At 68.0% G+C, this 18,951-nt stretch carries 18 protein-coding genes; 10 read left to right on the forward strand and 8 right to left on the reverse strand.

The window, feature by feature from the left end:
- Positions 1-1,332, reverse strand: coding sequence for an ATP-binding protein (locus ACP95_RS00180; protein WP_049979269.1), 1,332 nt, complete (start codon positions 1,330-1,332; stop codon positions 1-3).
- Between the two features lie 26 nt (positions 1,333-1,358).
- Positions 1,359-3,176 (reverse strand): flippase activity-associated protein Agl23, encoded by a 1,818-nt coding sequence (locus ACP95_RS00185; RefSeq protein ID WP_049979270.1) that lies wholly within the window; start codon positions 3,174-3,176, stop codon positions 1,359-1,361.
- A 114-nt stretch (positions 3,177-3,290) separates the two neighbouring features.
- On the opposite strand from ACP95_RS00185, the gene ACP95_RS00190 reads away from it, so the two are divergent.
- The 3 genes from ACP95_RS00190 (at position 3,291) to ACP95_RS00200 (ending at position 6,172) form a co-directional block, all read left to right on the forward strand.
- A complete protein-coding gene (locus ACP95_RS00190; protein ID WP_049979271.1) occupies positions 3,291-4,427 on the forward strand; it encodes a thiolase family protein in 1,137 nt (378 codons plus the stop codon).
- A 223-nt stretch (positions 4,428-4,650) separates the two neighbouring features.
- The gene (locus ACP95_RS00195; protein ID WP_049979272.1) at positions 4,651-5,064 is read left to right on the forward strand and encodes an OsmC family protein; all 414 of its coding nucleotides are present in this window, start codon (positions 4,651-4,653) and stop codon (positions 5,062-5,064) included.
- A 199-nt stretch (positions 5,065-5,263) separates the two neighbouring features.
- The gene (locus ACP95_RS00200; protein ID WP_049979273.1) at positions 5,264-6,172 is read left to right on the forward strand and encodes an MBL fold metallo-hydrolase; all 909 of its coding nucleotides are present in this window, start codon (positions 5,264-5,266) and stop codon (positions 6,170-6,172) included.
- A gap of 144 nt (positions 6,173-6,316) precedes the next feature.
- Here ACP95_RS00200 and ACP95_RS15405 read toward each other — a convergent pair whose 3' ends face one another.
- The 3 genes from ACP95_RS15405 to ACP95_RS15415 all read right to left on the reverse strand — a co-directional run bounded on the left by ACP95_RS15405 (position 6,317) and on the right by ACP95_RS15415 (position 7,990).
- Positions 6,317-6,895: a hypothetical protein gene (locus ACP95_RS15405; RefSeq protein ID WP_154018382.1), complete on the reverse strand. Its 579-nt coding sequence runs from the start codon at positions 6,893-6,895 to the stop codon at positions 6,317-6,319.
- A gap of 31 nt (positions 6,896-6,926) precedes the next feature.
- Complete coding sequence (locus ACP95_RS15410) at positions 6,927-7,379, reverse strand: hypothetical protein (RefSeq protein ID WP_161782041.1); 453 nt, start codon at positions 7,377-7,379, stop codon at positions 6,927-6,929.
- 119 nt (positions 7,380-7,498) lie between these two features.
- The gene (locus ACP95_RS15415; protein WP_154018384.1) at positions 7,499-7,990 is read right to left on the reverse strand and encodes a DUF1102 domain-containing protein; all 492 of its coding nucleotides are present in this window, start codon (positions 7,988-7,990) and stop codon (positions 7,499-7,501) included.
- Between the two features lie 372 nt (positions 7,991-8,362).
- Here ACP95_RS15415 and ACP95_RS00205 point away from each other — a divergent pair, with 372 nt between their 5' ends.
- The 5 genes from ACP95_RS00205 (at position 8,363) to serS (ending at position 14,549) form a co-directional block, all read left to right on the forward strand.
- Positions 8,363-10,336, forward strand: coding sequence for an AMP-dependent synthetase/ligase (locus ACP95_RS00205; RefSeq protein ID WP_049979274.1), 1,974 nt, complete (start codon positions 8,363-8,365; stop codon positions 10,334-10,336).
- Positions 10,337-10,423: 87 nt separating this feature from the next.
- A complete protein-coding gene (locus ACP95_RS00210) occupies positions 10,424-11,722 on the forward strand; it encodes a cation:proton antiporter (RefSeq protein ID WP_394324962.1) in 1,299 nt (432 codons plus the stop codon).
- Complete coding sequence (locus ACP95_RS16580; protein ID WP_394324963.1) at positions 11,641-12,300, forward strand: potassium channel family protein; 660 nt, start codon at positions 11,641-11,643, stop codon at positions 12,298-12,300. The genes ACP95_RS00210 and ACP95_RS16580 overlap by 82 nt, the downstream gene beginning before the upstream one ends.
- A gap of 92 nt (positions 12,301-12,392) precedes the next feature.
- Positions 12,393-12,785: a hypothetical protein gene (locus ACP95_RS00215; protein ID WP_049979275.1), complete on the forward strand. Its 393-nt coding sequence runs from the start codon at positions 12,393-12,395 to the stop codon at positions 12,783-12,785.
- Positions 12,786-13,175: 390 nt separating this feature from the next.
- Positions 13,176-14,549: a serine--tRNA ligase gene (gene serS, locus ACP95_RS00220; RefSeq protein ID WP_049979276.1), complete on the forward strand. Its 1,374-nt coding sequence runs from the start codon at positions 13,176-13,178 to the stop codon at positions 14,547-14,549.
- Positions 14,550-14,810: 261 nt separating this feature from the next.
- Here the strand turns inward: serS and ACP95_RS00225 are convergent, their stop codons facing one another.
- Positions 14,811-15,161: a nuclear transport factor 2 family protein gene (locus ACP95_RS00225; protein WP_049979277.1), complete on the reverse strand. Its 351-nt coding sequence runs from the start codon at positions 15,159-15,161 to the stop codon at positions 14,811-14,813.
- A 69-nt stretch (positions 15,162-15,230) separates the two neighbouring features.
- On the opposite strand from ACP95_RS00225, the gene ACP95_RS00230 reads away from it, so the two are divergent.
- On the forward strand, positions 15,231-15,728 hold the full coding sequence (locus ACP95_RS00230; RefSeq protein WP_049979278.1) for a DUF367 family protein: 498 nt from the start codon (positions 15,231-15,233) through the stop codon (positions 15,726-15,728).
- Positions 15,729-15,823: 95 nt separating this feature from the next.
- On the forward strand, positions 15,824-16,993 hold the full coding sequence (locus tag ACP95_RS00235) for a CBS domain-containing protein (protein ID WP_049979279.1): 1,170 nt from the start codon (positions 15,824-15,826) through the stop codon (positions 16,991-16,993).
- Position 16,994: 1 nt separating this feature from the next.
- Here ACP95_RS00235 and ACP95_RS00240 read toward each other — a convergent pair whose 3' ends face one another.
- Both ACP95_RS00240 and ACP95_RS00245 read right to left on the reverse strand, forming a co-directional pair.
- A complete protein-coding gene (locus ACP95_RS00240) occupies positions 16,995-17,348 on the reverse strand; it encodes a P-II family nitrogen regulator (RefSeq protein WP_082224509.1) in 354 nt (117 codons plus the stop codon).
- A complete protein-coding gene (locus tag ACP95_RS00245; RefSeq protein ID WP_049979281.1) occupies positions 17,341-18,741 on the reverse strand; it encodes an ammonium transporter in 1,401 nt (466 codons plus the stop codon). The genes ACP95_RS00240 and ACP95_RS00245 overlap by 8 nt, the downstream gene beginning before the upstream one ends.
- Positions 18,742-18,951: the final 210 nt, after the last annotated feature.

An 18,951-nucleotide genomic window follows, 5' to 3' on the forward strand; every position in this document is an offset into this window, starting at 1 on the left:
TCAGTGGTCGTGGTCGTGCCCGTGGTCGTGGCCGCCGTCGCCGGCGATCGCGGCGCCCTCGCCGTCGATCATGTCCATGTTCTTCAGGTTGTCCCGCTCCTCGAACCCCTGGACGGCGTTCATCACGTCCTGCTGGGTGAGCTCGCGGCGCCCCTCGGTGAGCGCCTGGAGGACGGCCTCGCGGAGCACCATCCGCAGGTCGGAGCCGGTGAGCCCCTCGGTCTCGTCGGCGATGGCCTCGGGGTCGAACTCCGCCATCTGCATGTCCTGGGTGACGATGCGGAGGATGTCCGCGCGCATCTGGCGGTCGGGCTTGGGGAAGTTGACGACCTCGTCGAAGCGCCGCCAGGCGGCGGCGTCGAGCTGGTCGGGGTGGTTCGTCGCGGCGACGGTGAGCACCTCGTCGCGCACCAGCGAGATGTCGTCGATGCTCTTGAGGAGGGTGTTGACCGCGCGCTTCAGCGCGGCGTGCTCGTCGGACTTCCGGGTCTTGGCGACGGAGTCGAACTCGTCGATGAACAGGATACACGGCGAGAGCCGCTTGGCGACCTCGAACGTCTTCTCGACGTTCTTCGCCGTCTCGCCGAGGTACTGGCTCGTGACCATCGACAGCTTCACCTCGACGAACGGGAGGCCGAGCTCGTGGGCCAGCCCCCGGGAGATGGTGGTCTTCCCGGTGCCCGGCGGGCCGACGAACAGGATCTTCCCGATCTCGCTCAGGCCGATGCTGGCGAGGTAGTCGCGGTTCTCGATCGCGGTGACGATCTTGTTCACCTCCTCCTGCTGGTCCTCGGTCAGCACCAGGTCGTCGAGCGTGGTCTCGATCTCCTCGGGCGCGAGGATGTGGACGAGGTCGAGCATCTCGGCGTCGTCATCCTCGTCGAAGTACTCGTCGAGCAGCGAGTCGATCCAGACGCGGTCGGCCTGGATCGGCTGGTTCTCCTCGCGGGCCTGCTCGCGGCTCACGTCGACGTTCGCGTCGTCGTCGTGCTCCGCGGCGTAGGCGAGCGTCGGGTTGGCGGCGAGGCGGTCCTCGTCGACGTGGTCGAGGTACCACTCCAGCGCCATCTCCGGCTGGGTCAGCGAGATCTCGCCGGAGAACTCCGTCCGCTGGGTGAAGAGCAGATCAGAGACGGCGTCCCACGGGTGATCGACGCTGGTGGCGGTGCGCGCGCGGTCCTGCGTGACCGCCAGCGGGCGCTCGATCGACCCGTCGGACCAGAACACCTGCCGGTACCGGGGCGGGAGGTCGTCCTCGTCGAGGTCCTCCGCCTCGGTGTACGTGTGTGCAGTCAACAGGAACTCTACGACGTCGACGGCGGGGTCGCTCATCCCATCGAGGTTGCCACCCCAGTCGGTTAAGCGCGTCGGACCCCCACCATCGGCGGGGAGTGCACGGATCTGTCCGTTCCACGACGGTCGAGCCGCGACGCGTCGACGAACACCACGACCGCCTGCTCGTGGTAGAGCCCGAGCTCGTAGCGCGTCCGTTCGTACCCCCGAGGCTCCAGCACGGCCGCCGCCGATTCGGCCTCACTGGGGTCGGCGAACACGACCGGCGGGATCGGCTCCGTCTCGCGAAGCGATTCGGCGTCGCCGACGTGGGCCGTGGGCGCGCTCGCCCGCTCGGCGTACCACGCCATCGGCAGGCGGTTCAGCCACCAGCCGAGCCAGTTCTCGCCCTCTGCTGGCGGGCGGTCGGCGACGCGCTCGTCGGGCAGGTGGTACTCCTCGCCGTAGAACAGCACGCCGCCGTCGTCGGCCGCGTCCGCGACCGTCTCCCGCATCGGCGAGAGGTCTTCCGGCGGCTGGGCGGTCTGTGCGAGCACGTTGACGTACAGCGGCGGGGTGATCGACGTGGCCGCGAGCACCAGCGGCACCTGGACGGCCGAGAGCACCACCAGCGCGGCCAGCGCGTAGCGGGCGTACCGCCGGCGGGCGTCGGCGTCCGGGGGATCGACCTCGAACTCCCACGCCCGCTCGCGGACGAGCGCGACGCAGCCGACCGCCGCTGGAACGAGCAGCGGCACCACGAGGTGGATCGAGAGCCACGGCGCCGGGATGTCCGTCGCTAGCGGGTAGCCGAGCAGCGACGCGACGCCCCACGCGACCAGCGGGACGACCAGCGGCCGCGACGGCGAGCGCAGCTCCCGGACGAACGCGGCGCCGGCGCCGACGGCGACCGGGAGCGCCCCCACGAGCACGTAGCCCCAGAGCTTCCCGGCGTACTCCGGGTAGGAGTGGCTCCGACTTCCGGTCCAGAGGCTCGACCGGAACGTCTCCCACGTGCCGACGGTGGCGCGCTCGATCAGCGCGAGCCACCCCGCGTCGCCCGCCAGCGCCATGCCGAGATTGGGGTCGCCCGCCGGCCCTCGCGGGGCGAGGAAGAACACGACCGGCACGAGCGCGACGAGTAGCGCCAGGGGGACTGCGGGGAGGTGGTGGGCGGCGACGCGCCGGGCCCGGGCGAGCGAGTCGCGGAGCGCCGCCGACGCCGCGGGTCGGGGGTCGCCCTCCTCGCGCCACGGGAGCAGCGGGGCGACCGCCGGCCAGCCGACCGCGACCGCCGCCGCCCCGCCCGCGCAGGCGGCGTACAGCAGCACGTTCTCCTTCGTCGGCACCGCGAGGCCGACGAAGAGGCCGGCGGCGACGACGTGGCGTCGGCGCCCCGTGGCGAGCGCCCGGACCGCGAAGCCGAGCGCGAACAGCGCGAAGACGGCCAGCGGCACGTCCGAGCGCATGAACCGCGAGTAGTAGACGAGACTGGGCGTGACCGCGAGGAGGGCGGCGAGCGCGACGGTCTCCTCGTCGCTCAGACCGAACCGGGCGCTCCCGGCGGCCGTCGTCGACGACGCGGCGGGCCGGCGGAACAGCAGCGCCGACAGCGGCGCGAGGCCGCCGACGACCGCGACCGGGAGCCGGGCCGCGAACGCGGTCGGGCCGAGGCGTTCGAACAGTGCGCCGACGACGATCGGGAGGAACGGGCCGTGGATGATCGGCCGGTAGGCGACGCCGGCGCCGCGGACGGAGCGCAGCGTCCAGTAGGCGACGCGGGCCTCGTCCCAGTGCATCGTTCGGTCGCCCAGCGCGACCAGCCGGAGGAGGAGGGCGAGCGCCGTCAGCGCCAGCACGGCCGCGACCGGCCGGCGGCGCGCCCAGCGAGCGGGGCGTGACACGGTGATGAGGGTTCGGGCGGCGCTGTAAGTACTTTCCCCGTCGCCGGCGGAAACCCTCGACCACGCACGCGGCGTTCGGTCGGATTTATGCCCGTCCCGAACGGAGTCCGGGGTATGTCGACACCTGTCGTCGTACACGCGCGCCGGACCCCGCAGGGGAAGGAGGACGGCGTTTTCGCGGAGACCAGAAGCGAGGACCTCTCGGTGCCGCTGATCGAGGACGCGCTCGAGACCACCGGCGTCGACCCCGAGCAGGTCGACGACCTGATGTGGGGCGTCGCCCAGCAGCGCGGCGAGCAGGACAACAACGTCGCCCGCGTGATCGCGCTGCTCTCCTCGCTCGGCGAGGGGACGCCGGCGACGACGATCAACCGCTGGTGTGCCTCCTCGATGCAGGCGATCATCTCGGCGTCGGACGCGATCGCCGCCGGGAACCGCGACTGCATCGTCGCCGGCGGCGTCGAGAACATGAGCCGCGTGCCGATGGACGGCGACTCCTACGAGCACCTCCACCCCGAACTGGGCGAGCAGTACAACATCTTCCAGCTCCAGATGGGGATGACCGCCGAGAAGGTCGCCGAGGAGTACGGCGTCTCCCGCGAGGAGCAGGACGAGTACGCGGCCCGGAGCCAGCAGCGCGCGGTCGAAGCCACCGAGTCCGGCCGCTTCGACGACGAGATCGTCCCGATCGAGACCGACGAGGGCGTCGTCGAGGAGGACGAGGGGATCCGCCCCGGCACCACCGCCGAGAAGCTGTCCGGCCTCCCGCCGGCGTTTACGGGCGACGGGACGGTGACCGCGGGCAACTCCAGCCAGATCTCCGACGGCGCGTCGCTGGTGATGGTGACCTCGAAGGAGTTCGCCGAGGAGAACGGCCTCGATATCGTGGCCGAGATCGGCACGAACGAGGTCGCCGGCGTCGACCCGACGGTGATGGGAATCGGTCCCGTGCCGGCGACGGAGGGGCTGCTCGAGCGCGCCGGGACGGAGATCGAGGACTACGACCTCGTCGAACTGAACGAGGCCTTTGCCTCCCAGTGTGTGTACGCCCAGGAGGAGCTGGGGATCGACGACGACCAGTTCAACGTCAACGGCGGCGCCATCGCGATCGGTCACCCGCTCGGCGCCAGCGGGGCGCGGCTGCCGGTGACGCTGCTGCACGAGATGGAGAAGCGCGGGGATAGTCGGGGGCTGGCGACGCTCTGTGTCGGCTTCGGCCAGGGCGCCGCGATCGAGTTCCTGATGGACTGAGGCCGCGACTGCGGTTTTGTGGCTGGTCGACCGCGACGGCGACCAGCGCCAACCGTTCGCTGCTTGGCCACTTGCGACCGCACCGCCCCACCGCTGGGGCCTCCCAGTCGAGTTCGGTGGGTGAACCGGACGCTCCGTTCGCTCCTGGCTCGGAGCGGCTAGCTGACGCCGCTCCCGGGCGGGAAAACAAACGGTATACTCTTGGCCGCGTAACTGTCCACACATGGGCGATTCAGAACTCTCGAACTACGAACTCACAGCATCGCGTCTCAGCCCCCGACGGACGGAAGTCAGTACTGGTGACGCCGAGTTCGTCGTCGGTAAGGACGTAAACCCCGTCGAGTACTTGCTCGGCTCCCTGGTTGCCTGTCTCAACTTGACCGGGACGATGGTCGCACGAGACATGGACATCGACATCGAGTCCCTCGAGGCGACGATCCAGGGGGACGTGAACTACGCGACGTACCGGGGCGAAGACGTCGACGACCGAGCGGGGCTCCAGGGCGTCGAGGTTTCGCTGTCGGTCGAGACGGCGGGCGATGCGGACCTCGACGCGTGGCTGTCGAATGTGAAAGATCGGTGCCCGGTCACTGATAACGTCGAAAACGAGACCGGCGTCTCGGTCTCGATCGATTGAACAGAACCGCGTGAGATCCGGCCCACAGGGGTTGGGACGCGTATGCTGCCTTTTTCGAGGGCCGTCGATGGGGGCTGTCTCTGCAGTCGAGTCGAGACAACTGACCAGCGATCGCGGGTTCAACCGGAACCAACTGCGTCCCTGTGACCGAAGTCGACGTACCCGAACCGCTTTCACCCGCAGCCACCAACGCCTGGCCATGGCTATCGGCGACGTGACCGCGGTCGAAGGAGCCGAGGACGTCCACTACGTCGACACCGGGATGTACGACGTGCCCGAGTACGGCTCGGTGTACGTGATCGACGGCGAGCGCACCGCCGTCGTCGACTCCGGCACCGGCGGCGACTACGAGCGGATCGCCGGCGCGCTGGACGAACTCGGCGTCGACGAACTGGACGCGGTGGTGCTCACGCACGTCCACCTCGACCACGCCGGCGGCGCCGGCCACCTGCTCGCGGCCCACCCGGACGCGCAGGCGTACATCCACGAGCGCGGCGCGCGGCACCTGATCGAGCCCGACCGGCTCGTCGCCGGCACCAAGGACGCCGTCGGCGACCAGTGGCAGTACTACGCCGAACCGGAGCCGATCCCGGACGAGCGAGTCACCCGCCTCGCGGACGGCGACACGGTGGATCTCGGCGACCGCACGCTCGTCGCCCACGAGGCGCCGGGGCACGCCCCCCACCAGCACGTGTTCCACGACGCCGACGCGGGGATCGTGTTCACCGGCGACGCCGCGGGGCTGTACGTCCCGGCGGTGGACTCGATCCGGGAGACGACGCCGCCGCCGCAGTTCGACCTGGATCAGGCTCGCCGGGACGTGTCGACGATCGCGGACCTGGAGCCGGAGATCCTGGCGTTCTCGCACTTCGGCCCGCGGGCGTTCGACGAGGCGTTCCTGAACGGCTACAAGCGCACGCTGATGGAGTGGGTCGAGGCGGTTCGGCGGAAGCGGGCGGAACTTGGCGACGACGACGCGGTGATCCAGCACTTCGTCGAGCACGCCGACGAGATGGCCGGCGCCGAGGTGTGGGGCCAGCGGAAGGCCGAGGCGGAGGCGCGGCTGAATACGCGGGGGGTGTTGGCGTACTTGGGGGAGGAGGAGTGAGTCCCGGGAGTCAGTAAATCATCTTTCGCTTCGTTCCTGTTTGCTCTGTAAGTCACCCGCTTCCTCCTTCATAACCGGATAAAAAGTGGTTGGTCCGGCGAGTGCATCGCCTCCAGTTGGTCGCTCGTCCCGTATACTGGAAGGTTACCCATTCATCGCTTTGCCAACAATTGTCAGCGGTACACTATATGCACTCTCTTGTGCGTCAATTCCCGTCGTATCGATCAGGAGGCCGAGCGGTACGGATTCACCACTCTCCAGAACTGCCTTAGTTCCGTTTTCGGTTAGCAGGTTCCCGGTGTTCCTGTTGAATATTTTAACGTGGGGGAGTCCGTCTGTATCATCTTGCCGACTGTAGAGCTCAATCGTCTGCGTTCCCTGGTTCCTCGCAAAGAACAGCGGGTCTCCGTCGGTTTCGCTCCCGAATCGGTAAACTGTGTCTTCCCCGAGCCCTTCCGGATTCTCTGGGTTGGTATCTCCTGGCCCATCGAGCCTCTCTCGAAGGCCGGGGAAGCTGAAGCTCAGTTGTCCATCGTCTCTGTATGACCGATCATCAGTAGCGCTCTCTCCCTCAATTAACGCCAAGTATGCGTCGTCATCGTCAGCAGTCTCGACGCTAACAGCGCGCTCTGCTTCGGCGCTTGAGAACGCCCCACTACCGATCAATGTACTGGCTCCAGTGGCCGTCGTGCCCAAGCCGAGTACGAATGTACGTCGTTTCATAATTTGGGTGTGGGGCTTCGAAGACTCCTTTTTAGACCTCGTTCGCGTTGATCTCGAATGTCGGGCTCACAGAGCTAGGCGTTTCGTCCAGAGTAGCGACATTAACATAGTAATCAAGTGAATCCCCGGCATCTAATTCTGCTGCCCCCTCGTAAAATTTATTGTAGATCCCTATTGCAAGTTCAGTTCCCTCTGGAGTAGCTGTGAAGACCGACTGCTTTCCATTCTCAGAGGTTGCTCTTCGTAGAATATCCCCGTCGGTGTCATATGCAATTTCAATCCATTGAGGGGTTATTTCGACAGTATTAGTTCCTTGGTTCCTAACGCGAAATGCCGGATCTACAGTTGTATATCCATCTTCCCCCACATTCTGGCCACCGCCACTCACGGCCTGACCAAAGTCTACTTCGAGAGTATTACTACGTTCTACGGCGTATTCACTCGCTGACTCCAAAGCAAGGTACGCTGCTGAGTCACCAGCCACGTTAACTGTGGCAGAACGGACTGATGCAGCGCTAGTAAACGCACCAGTCCCCACAGCAGCAGCGGTACTTGCAGTCAATGCGCCCAGACCGGCGACGAAGTTACGTCGTTTCATTGTTATTAATTTGCGTTTGCAAGGATGGTCACGCTACCTGCGTCACCTGCGGGGCTCTCGTTAAGCGTGTCAACGGTAAGATCAACGAGTGTGCCGGTACCAACACCCAAGTTTGACGTCTGTGCCTCAAACGAGACACCATCGTCAAGAGCCGATTCGTCAATCGTGATACTGACACTTTTCGTCCCCTGGTTCTTAATCCGAAACACACCGTTGATCTCGGTCACAGCATCTGCATTAAATCCGTCACCCTCGTGGTTCGTACCGTTATCAATCTGCTGCGAACCGAGGTCGAGGGTAAGCTGCCCAGAGGCACCGTCATCGCTGATGATGTCGTCGCGCACTGCCTCCAGTCCAAGATATGCGCTGTTGTCGCCCCCGACTTCGACGGTCACGTCACGCTCTGCTTCAACACTCTCGAACGCGCCTGTACCAATGCCCGCCGCCCCGGCGGCGACAAGCGATCCGAGCCCTGCGATGAACTTTCGTCGATCCATTGTCGTATTACCTCGCGCCCCCGAGCTCCCTCGGGAACGCTTCACCCGACAAATACCCCCCTTTGTAAGTAGTATTGACACAGCTGACACGATTCAGACCGAACCAGTTAGCGACACGAAACGTCTCCCGCCCGGCCTGAGAACCGCCCGCGAACCCACAGCCCCGGTCTGACACCGCCTCAAGCGGTTCTTGAGACGACCGCCGAAACCGCTCCCGTCGGCCGTTTTCACCGCGAACCCGCCGATCGAGAAACAACCCTGAACAACTGCCCTCGCGTTGCCGAATCGGCGTCGACGCCCGCCGAATCAACCCCGAGCAACACCCCCGTGGTGTACGGAACTTTATGGTCGTTCCCGACACAGCCCCGACTCATGGATATCCGCGACGCCGAACGGGGGTTCGATCACCCCGTCATCGAGGACGACACGCTGCCGGCGATGTTCGAGGCCAGCGCCGAGCGCAACGCCGACGAGGTGGCCCAGCGCTACAAAGGCGGGATCTACGACCGCTCGCTGGTCGCCGAGGGCGTCATCCCCGAGGCGCCCGCGGGCGAGTTCGCCGACCTGCAGTACGGGGAGACCCAGGAGATCGTGCGCAACCTCGCGGCCGGGTTCCGCGAGCTGGGCATCGAGGCCGGCGACCGCGTGGGGCTGTTCGCCGACACCCGGATGGAGTGGGCCCAGGCCGACTTCGGCGTGCTCGCCGCCGGCGGCGTCGTCAACACCGTCTACAGCGGCTCCTCGGAGGGGCAGACCGAGTACCTGCTGGGCGACGCCGGCGCCGACGGCGTCGTCGTCGAGAACGGCGACCTGCTGCACACCGTGTTGAACGTCGAGGACGAGCTCGACCTCTCCTTCGTCGTCGTGATGGACGAGCCCGCCGACGGCAGCGGCGCCGCGGCGGCGGTCCGAGACCGCGACGACGTGCTCACCCTGGGCCAGCTCCACGACCGCGGCGCCGAGGCGTTCGACGCCGATGCCTACCAGGGCTGGCTCGACGAGCGCGATCCCGACGACCTCGCGAGCCTCGTCTACACCTCCGGCACCACCGGCCAGCCGAAGGGCGTGAAGCTCACCCACCGCAACTTCCGGTCGAACGTGAACCAGTGCTACCGGCGCTTCGGCCCGCGGCCCGACCGCGACCCGGAGATGCCGACGACCGACACCGACACCGTCGCGCTCTCCTTCCTCCCGCTCGCGCACGTGTTCGAGCGGCTCTCGGGGCACTTCCTCATGTTCGCCTCGGGAGCGACGATCGCCTACGCCGAGAGCCCGGATACGCTGCGGGAGGACTTCAAGCTCGTCAGGCCGACGACGTTCACGAGCGTCCCGCGCGTGTACGAGAAGCTCTACGCCGCGGTGCGCGAGCAGGCCAGCGAGTCGCCGATCAAACAGCGCATCTTCGAGTGGGCCGTCGACGTGGCCCGGGAGTACGAGCGGGCCGAGAACCCCGGCACGCTGCTCTCGCTGAAACACGACGTGGGCGACAAGCTCGTCTACTCGAGCGTCCGCGAGGCGCTGGGGGACAACGTCGACTTCTTCGTCTCCGGCGGCGGCAGCCTCTCGGAGGACCTCTGCCGGCTGTTCCACGGGATGGGGATCCCGATCCTCGAGGGGTACGGGCTCACGGAGACGGCGCCGGTGCTCACCGTCAACCCCATCGAGGACCCCAAGCCGGGCACGATCGGCCCGCCGGTCGTCGACGTCGAGACGAAGCTCGACGAGTCCATCGGCGTGATGGGCGACGAGATCGAGGGTGAGACGGGCGAACTGCTCGTCCGCGGCCCCAACGTCACCGACGGCTACTGGGAGAAGCCCGACGAGACCGCCGACGCGTTCGACGAGGCCGACGACGGCGGCGACCCGTGGTTCCGGACCGGCGACGTGGTCGAGATCCGGCCCGACGGCTACATCGCGTTCCGCGAGCGGGCGAAACAGCTGCTGAAGCTCTCGACGGGGAAGATGGTGCCGCCGGGCCCCATCGAGGACGCGTTCGCCGACAACGAGCTGATCGAGCAGGCGATGGTCGTCGGCGACGCCCGGAAGTTCGTCGGCGCGCTGATCGTGCCGGCGTTCGAGTCGGTCCGGGCGTGGGGGGAGCGCGAGGGGCTCGACCTCCCCGCGGACGACGAGGCGCTCTGTCACGACGACCGCGTGCGCGACCTGATCCAGTCGGAGGTCGAGGCGATCAACCAGGAGTTCGAGAGCCACGAGCAGATCAAGCAGTTCCGGCTCGTGCCCGAGGAGTTCACGCCCGAGAACGACCTGCTGACGCCGACGATGAAGAAGAAACGCCGGAAGATCCTGGACCGCTGGAGCGACGAGGTCGAGGACCTCTACGAGTAATCGACCGCGGTAGCCACGTTTAAGCGGCCCCCAGCGGTTCCTACAAACGTGCAGGCGAACAGCGTCGTCGAAACCGAGGTGCCGTAGATGGCCGGGAACGAGGCAGCCGTGCTCATCGCGGTCGTCGCCGGCGTCATCGGGATCGGCGTGATCGCCCAGGTGCTCTCGGACCGCTTCCGCGTGCCGAGCATCGTGTTCCTGATCGCGGCGGGGATCCTGCTCGGCCCGGAGGTGACCGGGCTGCTCAACCCCGAGTCGTTCGGGACGCCGGCGCTGTCGGCGATCGTCGGCCTCTCGGTCGCGATCATCGTGTTCGAGGGCGCGTTCCACCTCCGGATCGACGAGATCCGGGAGGCGCCGAAGACCGCCTTCAGGCTGGTCACCGTCGGCGCGCTGATCGCGCTGGTCGGCACGGGGATCGCCGTCCACTACCTGCTGGAGGTCGGCTGGCCGGTCTCCTTCCTCGTCGGCTCGCTGCTGGTCGCGACCGGGCCGACAGTGATCGCGCCGATCCTCGACGTGGTCCCCGTCCGGGACCGCGTGGGGATCGCGCTCGACACCGAGGGGATCGTCAACGACGTGACCGCCGCCATCACCGCGGTCGTGATCTTCAACATCATCACGAGACCGGTCTCCGGCCCGACTGCGATCGTCGTCGACTTCGTCCGGCGGTTCTCCTACGGGCTGTTCGTCGGCGTCCTCGTCGCGGGGGCGCTCTACTACGCGCTCCAGTACGTCGATCTCTCGCCGGGGAACGCGCCGCGGAACGCTCGGCTGCTGGTGCTCGCCGGCGCGCTGGTCGCCTACGCGGCCGCGAACTACCTCGCCAGCGAGGCCGGCGTCGCCGCCGTCGCCGTCGCGGGCGTGCTGCTCGGCAACGCCGACGTGCCGTACGAGGACGAGATCGCGGCGTTCAAAGGCGACATAACGCTGATCGTGCTCTCGTTCGTGTTCATCACGCTGGCGGCGCTGCTCGACTTCGGCGTGGTGCTCGAGCTCGGGCTCCGGAAGCTGGGCGTCGTCGTCGTCGTCGCGCTGATCCTGCGGCCGCTGCTGGTGTTCGTCTCCAGCGCGGGCGACCGCTTCACCCGGGAGGAGAAGCTGTTCATGAGCTTCGTCGGCCCGCGCGGGATCATCCCCGCGTCCGTGGCGACGCTGTTCGCGATCGAGTTCCGGAGCGAGGCCGTCGGGATGCCCGACGCCGCCAACGTGCTGGTCGGCACCGTGTTCCTGACCATCCTGCTGACAGTCGTGTTCGAGGCGGGGCTGGCCCGCCAGATCGCAGAGAAACTCACGTCATACCCATGCGAGTCATCATCGTCGGAGGGGGGTCGGTCGGGCGCGAGCTCGCGACCCGCCTCGAAGACCGAGGCGAGAACGTCGTGATCGTGGAGGAGAACCAAGAGCGGATCGAGCAGGCCCGCAACGCGGGGTTCGCCGTCCACAAGGGCGACGGCTCCGACACGGAGGTGCTCCAGGCCGCGGGCGCGGACAACGCCAAGATCATCGTCGCCGCGACCGGCGACGACGACGCGAACCTGCTCATCTCCCAGCTCTCCCAGTCGAAGTTCTCGCCGGATCGCGTGATCGCCCGGACGAACAACCCCGAGAACGTCGACGCCTTCGAGGAGCTGGGCGTCCGGACCATCGCCCCCGCGATGGCCACCGCGCAGGCGATGGACGACTACATCGAGCGCCCGTCGATGGCGCGGTGGATGCAGGGGATCGGCGAGACCGGCGACGTGCAGGAGATCGAGGTCACCGCCGACCCGCTGATCGGCCAGTCGATCCGCGAACTCGGCCCCGAACTCCCCGATGGCTGCCTGATCGGGCTAGTCGCCCGGGACGAGGAGACGTTCGTGCCCGAGGCCGACCTCACGCTCGAACGCGGCGACCGCGTCACGTTCATCGGCCGGAAGGAGTCGGTCCGCGAGGCGATGAAGTGGGCCCACCCCGAGGAGTAGCGAGGTGGGAAACCGTCGCGCTACCCGCGCGACGGAGTCGCCCGTCGGCCGATACCGACGACGGTTTCTCTCCGGAACGCCGACTCCCGGTGATGGCGCTCTCCCGTCGTTCGTTCCTGCCCCTCCCGGTCGCCGTCGCGCTCGCCGGCTGTACCTCGTTGACCAACGACGAGGTCGAGATGGCGATCGAGAACCGCAGCGGCGGCTCGCGGGACGTGACCGCGACGGCGACGCCGGTCGCGGAGTACGACGCCGACGACCCGCCCGAGCCCGACTTCGAGGGGACGGTCCCGCCCGGCTCCCGGCAGCTGATCCCCGACGTGGCGCCCTCGCCCGGCGACGGCGAGGCAGCGATCCCGGTCCGGGTTCACGTCGTCACCGGTCCGTACGAGGACGTTCAGGAGGTCGACGTGACCGGGACGGGGACGATCGACGTGCGGATCACGCGCAACGGGCTGGAGATGTTCTTCGCGGGCCAGGACTGAGACGGGATCGTTTCGTCGGTGTGGCGGAACAGCGAGAACGACGTCGCCACGGCGACGTTGGTTTCGGGGCGGGATCTGTAGCGTCTGCCCGCACCGCAACAGCGTCTCGAGGATAGACCATTTGCGACCCCACCGCCCACACAGCCCTCACTGCTCGGGGGTCGCTCCGTCGCCGGCTGCTCGCGGGGGGAGGGATGGGGACTCGAAACTGTGCCGGGCCCTGTGCCCGGCAGCCTGCGGTCGCAAGTGGCCAACGATCGAGATGCTGTTGCGGGCGCCGTTCGAGCCGCTGATCACGCCCTAAGCGCAACCGGCGTCTTCCACCCCACCTCCCGCCATATCTTCCCACGGACCCGACACGGTTTTCCCGAATCACCGAGAATTCCGCCCATGATCAGCCGACAGACCCTCCGAGAGGAGCCAGAGCGCGTTCGGGACGCGCTCGACGCGAAGGGCGTCGACGACGTGGAGCTCGACGAGATCCTCGAGATCTACGACGAGTGGCGCGACCTGAAGGCCGAGGGCGACGACCTCCGCCACGAACGCAACGAGGTCAGCCGGGAGATCGGCGAGCTCAAACGCGACGGGAAGGAGGAGGAAGCGCAGGAGGCCATCGACCGCTCGAGCGAGCTCAAGGAGCGCCTCGAGGCGGTCGAGGATCGCGCCGACGAGCTCGAAGCCGAGCTCGAGGAGCGCATGATGCGGATCCCGATGCTCCCCGACGACGACGTGCCCCGCGGCGCCGACGAGAGCGAGAACGTCGAGCGCCGGCGCGAGGGGTTCGACGACCTGCGCGATCTCCCCGACGAGGTGACGCCCCACTACGACCTCGGCGAGGAGCTCGACATCCTCGACTTCGAACGCGGCGCGAAGGTCAGCGGCGGCGGCTACTACTTCGCGAAGGGCGAGGGCGCCCGGCTCGAGCACGCGCTGATCCAGTTCTTCCTCGAGACCCACCGCGAGCAGGGGTACACCGACGTGTTCCCGCCGATCCCGGTGAACAGCAAGTCGATGGAGGGAACCGGCCAGTTCCCGAAGTTCACCGAGGACGCCTACCGACTCGAGGGGAGCCACGACGAGCCGTACGACGACGACGACCTGTGGCTGCTCCCGACCGCGGAGGTGCCCGTCACGAACCTCCACCGCGACGAGATCCTGCTCGACGACGACCTGCCGCTGAAGTACCAGGCGTACTCGCCGAACTTCCGGCAGGAGGCCGGCGAGCACGGCACCGAGACGCGGGGGATCGTCCGCGTCCACCAGTTCAACAAGGTCGAACTGGTGAACTTCGTGAGGCCCGAGGAGAGCGAGGAGCGCTTCGAGGGGCTGGTCTCGGAGGCCGAGTCGGTGCTGCAGGCGCTGGGGCTGCCGTACCGCATCCTCGAGATGTGTACCGGCGACCTCGGCTTCACGCAGGCCAAGAAGTACGACATCGAGGTGTGGGCGCCCGGCGACGACATGGCCGACGGCCCCGAGCAGGGCGGCCGCTGGCTCGAGGTGTCGTCGGTGTCGAACTTCCGTGAGTTCCAGGCGCGGCGGGCGGGGATCCAGTACCGACCCGAGCAGCACGAGTCGGCGGAGTACCTCCACACGCTCAACGGCTCGGGCGTCGCCGTCCCGCGCGTGGTGGTGGCGATCCTGGAGTACTACCAGAACGCGGACGGCACCGTCGACGTGCCCGAGGCCCTCCAGCCGTACATGGGCGGCCAGGAGGTCATCGAGGGGCAGGAGCCGGTCGGCGAGAGCGCGGTGGGGGACGAGTAACGGGACAGGCAAACTTCGCGAGGGAGTTAGCGACCGAGCGGAGGCAAACAGTCCCGGGTAACGAACGGCGAGCGGTAGCGAGCGTGAGTAGAACGAGGCTGGAGCAACGCGGGACCGCCGGGCCCGCGAGCAGCCGGCGACGGAGCCCCCGCGAACTGGAGGGGAGGATCCACGCGGTCAGGAACTGCGTTTCAGTTCACAGAGCCGCGGCATCGGCTCCTTGCGGCGGCACAGAGGCCGCCGCCGGTCGCGCGCCGCGGCTCATTTGGTAAACGTCCGTAGCTCGACGATTTCCCCGTCCTCCACGCTGAACAGGTCGACGAACGCGAACAGCTCCTCGCCGTCCTCGCCGAACAGTCGCCCGTGGGCCGCGACCTCGCGCCCGCGGGCGTCGTCGGCGTCGACGGCCGGGCGGAACAGCGTATCCACCGCGTGGACCGTGTCGGTGCGGGGTCGCTCGGTCATCATGAACTCGACGAACCGGTCGCGCCCCTCGAAGCTCCTGTCGCCCCGTTCCTGGCGGAACTCGGGGGCCAGCACGCTCTCGAGGCCCTCGGCGTCCATCGCGTCGACGGCCTCGTAGTAGCGCTCGACCAACTCTGTGTGGCTCATACGCCACGTCGGGGGAGCGGCCCCAAGAAGGGTCGGGGAGCATTTGTCGCTCGGGCGCCGAGCCCGGGTGTGGACCTGCACGTCCGGTACGAGGGCGACGACGACCCCGAGAAATGTACCGCCCGGAAGCTCGCGCGGTTCGACCTCGCGGAACTCCACCGCTCGGACCGCGCGACACCCTACGGGGTGGTGCTCAACCCCCACGCCGAGCGCGCGCTGTCGCCCGCCGACCGCGAGGCCGCCGAGCACGCGCTGGTCGCGCTCGACTGCTCCTGGGAGTCCGCCGGCGAGAAGCAGTTCACCATCGACGGCGACCACCGCGCGCTGCCGTACCTCGTCGCCGCCAACCCCGTGAACTTCGGGAAGCCGATGCAGCTCACGACCGTCGAGGCGTTCGCGGGCGCGCTGGTGATCCTCGGCGAGGCCGACCACGCCGAGCGGATCCTCTCGAAGTTCACCTGGGGCGAGACGTTCCTCGAACTCAACGAGGAGCCGCTGCGGCGCTATTCGGAGTGCGAGGACTCGGCGGCGGTCGTGGCGATCCAGCAGGAGTATCTGGATCGATAAACCACATTTAGCGATACAGAATCTTTGGGTCGGCCTCCCTCCGGCCTGTTCACCCCACCAGTCAACTTACCTGCGGCGCCCCGTTACCGAGAGACATGGCGAGCTTCCAGATCGGGCGGATCTACGGGATCCCGATCAAGATCGACGTGACGTTCCTGTTGGTGCTACCGCTGTTCGCGTGGGTGATCGGCTCGCAGGTCGGCTTCTGGGTCGACATCCTCGGCATCCTGCCCTCGAGCGTGCCCGGCGAGGCGCCGTTGACCGCGGGGAACACGCCGTGGCTCATCGGCGCCGCGTCGGCGATCGGGCTGTTCGTCGGCGTGCTCCTGCACGAGCTCGGCCACTCGCTGGTCGCGATGCGCTACGGCTTCGAGATCGACTCGATCAAGCTCTGGCTGCTCGGCGGCGTCGCCCAGTTCACCGAGATGCCCGAGGACTGGAGACAGGAGTTCACGGTCGCCGTCGCCGGCCCGATCGTGAGCGTGCTCGTGGGCGTCGTCTCCTACGGCGTGTTCACCACGATCCCGGCCGAGCTCCCGGCCGTGCAGTTCGTGTTCGGCTACCTCGCGCTGGTGAACGTGATGCTGGCGGTGTTCAACATGCTTCCCGGGTTCCCGATGGACGGCGGGCGCGTGCTGCGCGCGCTGCTTGCGCGGAACCGCTCGCACGTCCGCGCGACCCAGATCGCGACGACGGTCGGCAAGGGGTTCGCGATCCTGATGGGGTTCGTCGGCCTGATCGGCTTCGACCTGATCCTGCTTGCGATCGCCTTCTTCATCTACATGGGCGCCTCGAGCGAGGCCCAGCGCAGCGTGCTGAAGGCGGCGTTCGAGGGCGTCACCGTCCGGGAGATCATGACCCCCGCCGCCGAGCTCCAGACCGTCGACGAGGAGACGACGATCGCCGAGCTCATCCAGCGGATGCTGCGCGAGCGCCACGTCGGCTACCCCGTGATGCGCAACGGGGAGTTCGTCGGCATGGTCACCCTGGACGACACCCAGTCGGTGCCGGAAGTCGAGCGCGACGCCTACCGCGTCGAGGACGTGATGAACTACGACACCCCGACGCTCTCACCCGACAGCGAGGTGATGGACGCCCTCGACGCGCTGCAGTCCCACCGCACCGGGCGGCTTCCCGTCGCCGACAGCGAGGGGAACATCGTCGGGCTGCTCTCCCAGACCGACCTCGTGATGGCGTTCAACATCTCCCAGAGCAGCGGCGGGCTCGCCGGGCTGGGCGGCGAGGAGCTGCGCCCGCGCTCGTAGGCTACACCGCCTCGGGCCCCTCCTTCCCGGTCCGGATCTGGACCGCGTGACTGACCGGGATCACGAACACTTTCCCGTCGCCCTTCTCGCCGGTGTGGGCGGCGTCGCGGATCGCGTCGACGACGGCCGCCGTGGGCGCGTCGGCGACGACGCACTCGATCTTGGCTTTCTCGTGGAGGTCGACCGTGTACTCCTCGCCGCGCCACTGCTCGGTTTTCGCCGGCTGGGAGCCCCGGCCGGTGACCTCCGTCACCGTCAGCGAGGGGGCGCCGACCTCCGCCAGCGCCGCCTTCACGTCGCCGACTTTCTCCCGACGGATCACCGCGACGACCATCTCCACGTCGGCGTCACTCATCGGCCCCACCCCCGTCGACCGCGGCGTCGTCGCGGATCGGCTCCCCCATCGGGACGCCGCCGTCGGTCTCGACGCTGCCGCCGTCGGCGGCCACCGTCGGCTCGGGGCCGCCGTCGCCGGTGAACTCGGGGTACACCGAGACGCCGTGTTCCCCCTCGTCGAGGCCGAGCTCCTCCGCCTCCTCGCTCACGCGCAGGCCGAACAGCGCGTCGGCGACCGCGAACGCCGCCGCACTGCCGACGACCGCCCAGGTGCCGACGACCGCGACGCCGACGAGCTGCATCAGGAGCTGATCGACGCCGAGGAACGACCACGAGCCGCCCTCGACGCCGAAGACCGGGATCAGAATCGTCCCCAGTGCGCCCGCGGCGCCGTGGACGGGGAACACGCCGCAGACGTCGTCGATGCCCAGGTCGTCGACGACGAAGCGGTACGTCGGCAGCACGATCGCGCCGCCGAGGCCGCCGAGAACCAGCCCGCCCCACCACGTCACGTGGGGGACGGCGCCGGTCACGGCGACCAGCCCCGCGAGCAGCCCGTTGGCGGTCCAGAGCGGGTCGGGCTTCCCCTGCCAGTACGCCGAGACCGCCATCGCCGCCAGCGCGCCGGCGCCCATCCCGAGCGTGGTGTTGAGCGCGACGCGACCCAGCTGGGCGGTGAGCAGCTCGTTGCTGCCGTCGAAGATCGCGGAGGTGCCGACGTTGAACCCGTACCAGCCGAACGCGAGGATCAGCGTCCCCAGCACGGCGAGCAGCATCGAGTGGCCCGGGATCGGCTGGCTGTCGCCGTGCTCGTCGAAGCGCCCCTTGCGCGGGCCGACCATGTACGCGCCGGTCAGCCCGGCGAGGCCGCCGAGCATGTGGACGACCGTCGCGCCGGCGAAGTCGAGGTAGCCGACGCCGAGCAGGTCGGCGACGAAGCCCGGGTTCTCCCCCGCGGCCAGCAGGCCGCCACCCCAGGTGATCCCGGTGGCGACGGGGTAGATCACGGCGGTCATCGCCGCCGCGACGAACACGTACGCCCCGAACGACATCCGCTCGGCGACGGCGCCGGAGACGATCGTCGCGGCGGTCATCGCGAACACCGCGCCGACGAGCCAGCCGACCCACGCGCCCGAGTCCGAGAGGTACGCGAAGGCGCTCCCCACGTCGACCGCCGACGCGCTCGTCAGGCCGGCGACGACGGCCGAGAGGCCGAAGCCGACGACGAAGTACGCCAGCACGCCCAGCGTCCAGTCGGTCATGTTCTTCATCAGCACGTTGCCCGCGTTCTTCGCGCGGACCTGGCCGGCCTCCAGCAGCGCGAACCCCGGCTGCATGAAGAAGATCAGGAACGCCACCACCAGCGCCCAGACCGTGTTGATCCCGTCGGCGACGGCGGGTTCGACGGGCATCACCACACACCTCCGACTGTTTCGCGCGTTTCGCTTCGGTTTTCCACAGTTCTTCCGGAAAGACTACGACGTTCGTTTGCGTCTGCGGACGAGTTCGCGACGTTCGTTGACTCCATGTGCAGTCGACTCTCTGCGACCCGTGGTACCTAATCCCTTGGTTGCGTATCTAAATCTCTATGGTGAATATATGGACAAACAGCCAGTAGTAGA

Origin of the sequence: Halolamina rubra, assembly GCF_000739555.1 — an archaeon.
In the GTDB taxonomy this organism is placed as follows: Archaea; Halobacteriota; Halobacteria; order Halobacteriales; family Haloferacaceae; genus Halolamina; species Halolamina rubra.